Raw genomic sequence first — 6,788 nt, 5'->3', positions numbered from 1 at the left:
GCCGCTGGCGGGGGCCTTGAGGCACAACAGATCGGTGGCTGCGTAGCCGTAGATGTTCAACATGCTCACCCGTAGCGCACTGTCACGTGGCATCAGCCCGCCGGCTTGCCATATCAACCTTCTTGCTGCCTCGCTGAGGCTGCCTTCGCTGACCTGTTTGTTACAAGCTGCGATGAAGTTGAGCTTGCTGGCCAGCCGGTGGCCGTTCAGGTGGTCTCGCCAGTAGCGGTCCAGCTGGGCCTTGAAGGGGATATGGAAGTCCAGGGCGGCGATGAAGCGCTGCAATGCCTCGGCGGCTATCGGCAGGAGGGTCGAGGCGTCATAGCGTTGCGGCGAGGTTCGGCGAAACAGCCCGTTGAATACCTGGTATGGGGCGCCATAGTGGTTGAGCGCCGGTGCCGGCAAGGTCTCGACCAGGCGCAGCGGACCGCCAGGCAAGCTGCCGGCCCACGGCTGGCGAAACAGGGCGCCGAACAGATCGTTGTTGGTTACCCCCTGCCAGTTGGCCAGCAGAGCCTCGACCAGGCTTGCACGCTGAGTGACCGCGACCAGGTGGCCAGCTCGCACATCGGGGGCGTGATGCAAGGTAACCACGTCGATCTGCGTGGGGTCGAGATCATGGCCCTGCCTGGCCAGCCATTGGCGCAGGGCGCGGCTGGCCTCCTGGTCCGGGCGAGGCACCTGGCGCAGGTGGTCGCGAACATACTGCACGCCGGCGGCGTTGATGCGGGTCGTGGACATGGTGTTCACCTTGCTCATTTTTGGAAAGGGCAAGGCTGAACGGGTGACGCCGACAGGGGGTGGTAGATAGCTACCGGTTGTCGCCTGGTGGCGGCAGCAGGGTTACCGGGGTGATGTCGCGGGGCGTGGCGGGTTCGTCACTGAAGCCGGGCGGCACCTTGCCGCGCAGTTGCCAGGCAAATGCAATGATCTCTGCAATGGTCAGGTACAGCGCCTCCGGGATCTGCTCACCCAGCTCCAGGCGCGCCAGCAGGCGCACCAATTCGGCGTTTTCGTAGATCGGCACCTCGTGTTCGCGGGCCAGCGCCAGGATGGCTTCAGCGAGTGCATCGTCGCCCTTGGCGCTGAGGGTGGGGGCTTGCTGGCCGTCGTAGCTCAGGGCGATGGCCTGGCGGGGATGCTTCTGAGTCATGCGTTTTCATCCACCCAGCGTTGCTCTACCCGCGTGCGCGGGCCTTGTGGCGGGGTGCCGGGGTGGCATTCCAGGTCGCCGACATCCAGGCCGCGGGCCAGCAGGCGTTCGCGCAGGGCGCCGAGCTGGGTGTCGATCAGCCGCGCGGTTTGTTCGCGTTCTGCCCACAGCTGCCCGCTCAGCCGGCCCTGGCTCAGTTGCGCCTGGACCTGCATGGGGCCCAGTGGTGAGAGGTCGAAGGCCAGCTCGATGCGCCACAGGGCTTGTAGCGGGTCTTGCGCCTCATGCTGACGGTCGGCCTGTTGTTGCGGGGTTTCCTCGCGCTGCAGCTTCACCTGCAAGGGGATGAACTCCTGGCCGTGGCGGATCGGCACTTCGGTTTGCCAGGTGCTCTGCAGGTTGCCGTTTTCCAGTGTGCCGGTTTGCTGCAAGCTGCTCATGGCGTGGCTTTGCAGGCGTGAAACGGCAGCAGCGGCCAGGCGCAGCAGTTGCTGCAGGTCGCCTTCTTCTTCCATGGCCTTGAGCAGGCGCGACGGCAGCGGGAAGGCCCCGGGCTGCGGTTTGGGGCTGACCCGCTCGAGCATGCCCAGTGCGCCGCGTGCCAGCGCCGGCATGGTCACGGCGAGGCTGGCCGGGGCCAGGTTGGGGGCGCCGGTCGGGTTGATCGGCGCCTGTGCCACCAGCCGCAGCAGGTGCGCCTTCAGGTCGGTAGCGACGCTGGCAGGGAAGCCGCCCAGCAGTTTCGCTTCGAGGAAGGCCCCGCTGTTGTTCAAGGCCTGGGCCACACCCTTGGCGTCGCCCAGTTGCCGCGCGTCCGGCAGGCCGGCCAGCAGGCGTTCGGCGCTGGCCCGCAGGTTGCCCTCGACGCCTGGGTCGCGGGTCAGCTGTTGCAGGGCGTTAAGCAGGCCGGGCAGCGAGGCCTGCCGGTTTTGCTGGGTCAGCAGCTGCTGGGCAATATTGAGCTGGTCCTGCCGTCCGCTAAGCGGCACGAAGCGCAGCGACTGGTCGCCCTGCACCAGCGCACTGAGCAGGCTGCCGATGGCCAGCGGGCGCGGGCTGTCGATGCTCAGGGTAGCGCCGGCCTGGGCGCTGTTGAGCAGGCTGACCAGCGCCCGGTAGGCGGCGGGTTGCCCAGGGCCCTGGGGCAGCAGCTGATTGGTCACGACCTTGCCTTGCAGCAGGGTGCCCACTGGCACTTTGCTGGTATCGAGGCGGGTGAGGGTGGCGATCTGGCTGGCGTTGGCTTGCTGCAGCAGGATCGCCAGGCGATTGCCTTCGGTCTGGCTGACCGTGACCTGGCTGCCTTGGGGCAGGGGCTGGCTGGCGCTGGCTTGCAGCTGGGTCTGCACGCCGTTGGCCTGGATCAGGCGCAGCACCAGCTGGAATTCCTGGCCCGTCTGGCGCAACGACACCACCTGGGCCTGCGCGGTCTCGCCGGGGGCCAGCAAACCGGGCTGTGCCTGGATAAGGCGCAGCAGTTCGCCGGTCATGCCCGCCTTCATGGCTTGGTTGTTGATCGCGGTTTGTGTGCCGAGACTATTGATTTCAGTCATGATTGTATACAACCTGTCGAGCCCGGCCTCTTGGCAGCGCGGCGGCGCGTGTAATAATGCCGAGCGCCCGTGGTTGCCAGTATAACGGCAGCGCGGGGGGCGACTTGAGACATGAGGGCGTCAGCGCGGTGTTGCCTGCTTCGCGGGTGAACCCGCTCCCACAAGGTTTTTGTGCAGCATCCGAGCGCTGCGCGGTACCGGTAGGAGCGGGTTTGCCCGCGAAACAGGCAAAATATCGGGCTGGGCCCTACCAAGATAAGGCGAAACCGTGACCCTTCACCTCCAAGCCGCAGGCCTGGCCTGCGAGCGCGACTGGCGCCTGCTGTTCGAGCACCTCGCTTTCGAGCTGCGGCCCGGCGACATGCTGCAGATCAGCGGCCCCAACGGCAGTGGCAAGACCAGCCTGTTGCGCCTGTTGGCGGGCCTGATGCAGCCGACCGCCGGGCAGATCCTGCTGGGCGGCAAGCCATTGGCCGAGCAGCGCCATGCCCTGGCCAGCATCCTGCTGTGGATCGGCCATGCCGCCGGTATCAAGGACCTGCTCACTGCCGAGGAAAACCTCACCTGGTTATGCGCCTTGCACCAGCCCGCCAGCCGCGATGCGATCTGGGCGGCGCTGCAGGCAGTAGGCCTGCGCGGTTTCGAAGACGTGCCCTGCCACACCTTGTCTGCCGGCCAGCAGCGCCGCGTGGCCCTGGCCCGGCTGCACCTGGCCTGCCCGCCGCTGTGGATTCTCGACGAGCCGTTCACCGCCCTCGACAAGCAAGGCGTGGCGCAACTTGAAGCGCACCTGGCAGCCCACTGCGAGCAGGGCGGCACGGTGGTGCTGACCACCCACCACACGCTCGACCGCAAGCCGTCCGGTTACCGTGAGCTGAACCTGGGGCAGTGGGCCGCATGAGCGTATTCATCCTGCTGCTGCGCCGTGAAGCGCGCTTGCTGTTCCGGCGCCCGGCCGAGCTGGCCAACCCGCTGGTGTTCTTCGCCATCGTCGTGGCCTTGTTCCCGCTGGCGGTCGGCCCGGAAAGCCAATTGTTGCAAACCTTGTCGCCAGGCCTGGTCTGGGTGGCGGCGCTGCTGGCGGTGCTGCTCTCGCTGGACGGCCTGTTCCGCAGCGATTTCGAAGACGGCTCGCTGGAACAATGGGTGCTGTCGCCGCATCCGCTGGCGCTGCTGGTGCTGGCCAAGGTGCTGTCGCACTGGATCTTTTCCGGGCTGGCACTGGTACTGTTGGCGCCACTGCTGGCATTGATGCTGGGGCTGCCCAGCCAGTGCTTGCCGGTGTTGCTCGCTTCCTTGTTGCTGGGTACGCCGGTGTTGAGTTTGCTGGGTGCGGTAGGTGCCGCGCTGACGGTCGGTCTGAAGCGTGGTGGTTTGTTACTGGCATTGCTGATTCTGCCGTTGTATATCCCTGTATTGATCCTGGGCAGTGGTGCGTTGCAGGCGGCGTTGCAGAATATGCCCGCAACCGGCCACCTGCTCTGGCTCGCCAGCCTGACGGCCCTGGCCGTGACCCTGGCACCCTTTGCGATAGCGGCTGGCCTGAAGATCAGCGTTGGCGAATAACGAGTCCCGGGCTCTCAAGCCCGGCAAATACCCTGGATGTACCCTGATGAAAATAAGCTGGACGTGGTTCCACAAGCTGGGCTCCCCCAAATGGTTCTATGCCATCAGCGGCCGCATGCTGCCCTGGCTGGCTGGCGCTGCCGTGCTGCTGCTGGCGGTCGGCATCACCTGGGGCCTTGCCTTTGCGCCCGAGGATTACCAGCAAGGCAACAGTTTCCGCATCATTTATATCCACGTGCCGGCGGCGATGCTGGCGCAGTCCTGCTATGTGCTGCTGGCAGTGGCCGGGGTGGTGGGCCTGGTGTGGAAGATGAAACTGGCCGACGTCGCCCTGCAATGCGCCGCGCCGATCGGCGCCTGGATGACCGCCGTGGCGTTGGTCACCGGCGCCATCTGGGGCAAGCCGACCTGGGGCAGCTGGTGGGTCTGGGATGCACGACTTACGTCCATGCTTATCCTGCTTTTCCTGTACTTCGGCATCATTGCGCTGGGCCAGGCAATCAGTAACCGTGACAGTTCGGCCAAGGCCTGCGCGGTGCTGGCGATTGTCGGCGTGATCAATATCCCGATCATCAAGTATTCGGTGGAGTGGTGGAACACCCTGCACCAGGGCGCCACCTTCACCCTGACCGAAAAACCGGCGATGCCCGCCGAGATGTGGCTGCCGTTGCTGTGCACGGCGCTGGGCTTCTACTGCTTCTTCGGCGCCGTGCTGTTGCTGCGCATGCGCCTTGAAGTGCTCAAGCGCGAAGCGCGCGCCAGCTGGGTCAAGGACGAAGTGTTGAACAGCCTGGGGCGGAGGGCGGCACAATGAGTTTTGCCACCTTCGGTGACTTTCTCGCCATGGGCCACCATGGCCTGTACGTGTGGTCGGCCTATGGCATTTGCCTGGCAGTGCTGGCGCTGAATGTCGCCGCACCCCTGTTGGCCCGCCGTCGTTACCTGCAAGAAGAGGCGCGCCGTTTGCGCCGGGAGAACAACCAGTGAATCCGCAGCGCAAGAAACGCCTGTTGCTCATCGTCGGCCTGCTGGTCGGCGTCGGGGTTGCCGTCGGCTTTGCCTTGAGCGCATTGCAGCAGAACATCAACCTGTTCTACACACCCACCCAGATCGCCAACGGCGAAGCGCCGCAGGATACGCGCATCCGCGCCGGCGGCATGGTCGAGAAGGGCTCGGTGCAGCGCTCGGCCGACTCGCTGGACGTGCGCTTCGTGGTCACCGATTTCAACAAGTCGGTGCCCATCACCTACCGCGGCATCCTGCCCGACCTGTTCCGCGAAGGGCAGGGTATTGTTGCCCTCGGCAAGGTCAACGCCGAAGGCGTGGTCGTGGCCGATGAGGTGCTGGCCAAGCACGACGAGAAGTACATGCCACCCGAGGTCACCAAGGCCTTGAAGGAAAGCGGCCAGGCCGCCGCCGGCGCGGAGGCCAAGCCATGAACGCTGCACTGGTGATCCCCGAACTCGGCCAGCTGGCAATGATCCTGGCCATCTGCTTTGCCATCGTGCAGGCGAGCGTGCCGCTGCTCGGCGCCTGGCGTGGCGACAGCCTGTGGATGAGCCTGGCGCGGCCGGCGGCCTGGGGGCAGTTTGCCTTCCTGGCCTTTGCCTTCGCCTGCCTGACCCATGCCTTCATGACCGACAATTTCTCGGTTGCCTATGTAGCCAGCAACTCCAACAGCGCCTTGCCCTGGTACTACAAGTTCAGTGCCGTATGGGGTGCCCACGAAGGTTCGCTGCTGCTGTGGGCGCTGATCCTCGGCGGCTGGACCTTCGCCGTGTCGGTGTTCTCGCGGCAGTTGCCGCAGGTGATGCTGGCCCGAGTGCTGGCGGTAATGGGCATGATCAGCGTGGGCTTCCTGAGCTTCCTGATCATCACCTCCAACCCGTTCCAGCGGCTGCTGCCGCAGGTGCCGACCGATGGCCGTGACCTTAACCCGCTGCTGCAGGACTTCGGTCTGATCGTCCACCCGCCGATGCTGTACATGGGCTATGTGGGCTTCTCGGTGGCCTTCGCCTTCGCCATCGCCGCCTTGCTCGGCGGTCGCCTGGACGCAGCCTGGGCGCGCTGGTCGCGGCCCTGGACCATTGTCGCCTGGGCCTTCCTCGGGGTGGGTATCACCCTGGGCTCCTGGTGGGCTTATTACGAGCTTGGCTGGGGGGGCTGGTGGTTCTGGGACCCGGTGGAAAACGCCTCGTTCATGCCCTGGCTGGTGGGCACGGCGCTGATCCACTCGCTGGCAGTGACCGAAAAACGCGGTGTGTTCAAGAGCTGGACCGTGCTGCTGGCCATTGCCGCGTTCTCGCTGAGCCTGCTGGGGACTTTTCTGGTGCGTTCCGGCGTGCTCACCTCGGTGCACGCATTTGCTGCCGACCCGTCGCGCGGCATTTTCATCCTGATCTTCCTGTTGTTCGTGGTCGGTGGTTCGCTCACCCTGTTCGCCCTGCGTGCGCCTGTGGTCAAGAGCCAGGTCGGCTTCACCCTGTGGTCGCGTGAGACGTTGCTGCTGGCCAACA

General features: G+C 65.5%; 9 protein-coding genes. 6 read left to right on the top strand and 3 right to left on the bottom strand.

Annotated elements, in window-relative coordinates:
• The 3 genes from HP546_RS23550 to HP546_RS23540 all read right to left on the bottom strand — a co-directional run.
• A partial coding sequence (locus HP546_RS23550) for a dermonecrotic toxin domain-containing protein (protein WP_372242458.1) occupies nt 1-741 on the bottom strand: 741 nt, incomplete at its 3' end.
• 70 nt (nt 742-811) lie between these two features.
• Nucleotides 812-1,153, bottom strand: a complete 342-nt coding sequence (locus HP546_RS23545; protein WP_172230186.1) for an EscU/YscU/HrcU family type III secretion system export apparatus switch protein — start codon at nt 1,151-1,153, stop codon at nt 812-814.
• Nucleotides 1,150-2,706: a flagellar hook-length control protein FliK gene (locus HP546_RS23540; protein ID WP_172230184.1), complete on the bottom strand. Its 1,557-nt coding sequence runs from the start codon at nt 2,704-2,706 to the stop codon at nt 1,150-1,152. The genes HP546_RS23545 and HP546_RS23540 overlap by 4 nt, the downstream gene beginning before the upstream one ends.
• Nucleotides 2,707-2,974: 268 nt before the next feature.
• Here HP546_RS23540 and ccmA point away from each other — a divergent pair, with 268 nt between their 5' ends.
• The 6 genes from ccmA to HP546_RS23510 all read left to right on the top strand — a co-directional run.
• On the top strand, nt 2,975-3,607 hold the full coding sequence (gene ccmA, locus HP546_RS23535; RefSeq protein WP_172230182.1) for a cytochrome c biogenesis heme-transporting ATPase CcmA: 633 nt from the start codon (nt 2,975-2,977) through the stop codon (nt 3,605-3,607).
• Complete coding sequence (gene ccmB / locus HP546_RS23530) at nt 3,604-4,272, top strand: heme exporter protein CcmB (protein WP_172230180.1); 669 nt, start codon at nt 3,604-3,606, stop codon at nt 4,270-4,272. Before ccmA ends, ccmB begins: the two co-directional genes overlap by 4 nt.
• A gap of 46 nt (nt 4,273-4,318) precedes the next feature.
• Nucleotides 4,319-5,086, top strand: a complete 768-nt coding sequence (locus tag HP546_RS23525; RefSeq protein ID WP_172230178.1) for a heme ABC transporter permease — start codon at nt 4,319-4,321, stop codon at nt 5,084-5,086.
• Nucleotides 5,083-5,259: a heme exporter protein CcmD gene (ccmD, locus tag HP546_RS23520; RefSeq protein WP_012273475.1), complete on the top strand. Its 177-nt coding sequence runs from the start codon at nt 5,083-5,085 to the stop codon at nt 5,257-5,259. Before HP546_RS23525 ends, ccmD begins: the two co-directional genes overlap by 4 nt.
• Entirely contained in the window at nt 5,256-5,711 is a 456-nt protein-coding gene (gene ccmE, locus HP546_RS23515) for a cytochrome c maturation protein CcmE (RefSeq protein WP_172230176.1), read from the top strand. Before ccmD ends, ccmE begins: the two co-directional genes overlap by 4 nt.
• Before the next feature lie 11 nt (nt 5,712-5,722).
• Nucleotides 5,723-6,788, top strand: a 1,066-nt coding sequence (locus tag HP546_RS23510; protein WP_172230188.1) for a heme lyase CcmF/NrfE family subunit, incomplete at its 3' end; no start/stop codon positions are given.

The organism is Pseudomonas sp. CM25, from assembly GCF_013179705.1.
Taxonomy (GTDB): Bacteria; Pseudomonadota; Gammaproteobacteria; order Pseudomonadales; family Pseudomonadaceae; genus Aquipseudomonas.
This window is presented reverse-complemented; position numbering and strand designations above follow the sequence as displayed.

What these genes read in the sequence shown, in the direction of transcription:
- ccmB (WP_172230180.1), top strand. Translation starts at nt 3,604, where the DNA reads ATGAGCGTATTCATCCTGCTGCTGCGCCGTGAAGCGCGCTTGCTGTTC.
- HP546_RS23540 (WP_172230184.1), bottom strand. Translation starts at nt 2,706, where the DNA reads ATGACTGAAATCAATAGTCTCGGCACACAAACCGCGATCAACAACCAA.
- ccmD (WP_012273475.1), top strand. Translation starts at nt 5,083, where the DNA reads ATGAGTTTTGCCACCTTCGGTGACTTTCTCGCCATGGGCCACCATGGC.
- HP546_RS23525 (WP_172230178.1), top strand. Translation starts at nt 4,319, where the DNA reads ATGAAAATAAGCTGGACGTGGTTCCACAAGCTGGGCTCCCCCAAATGG.
- HP546_RS23545 (WP_172230186.1), bottom strand. Translation starts at nt 1,153, where the DNA reads ATGACTCAGAAGCATCCCCGCCAGGCCATCGCCCTGAGCTACGACGGC.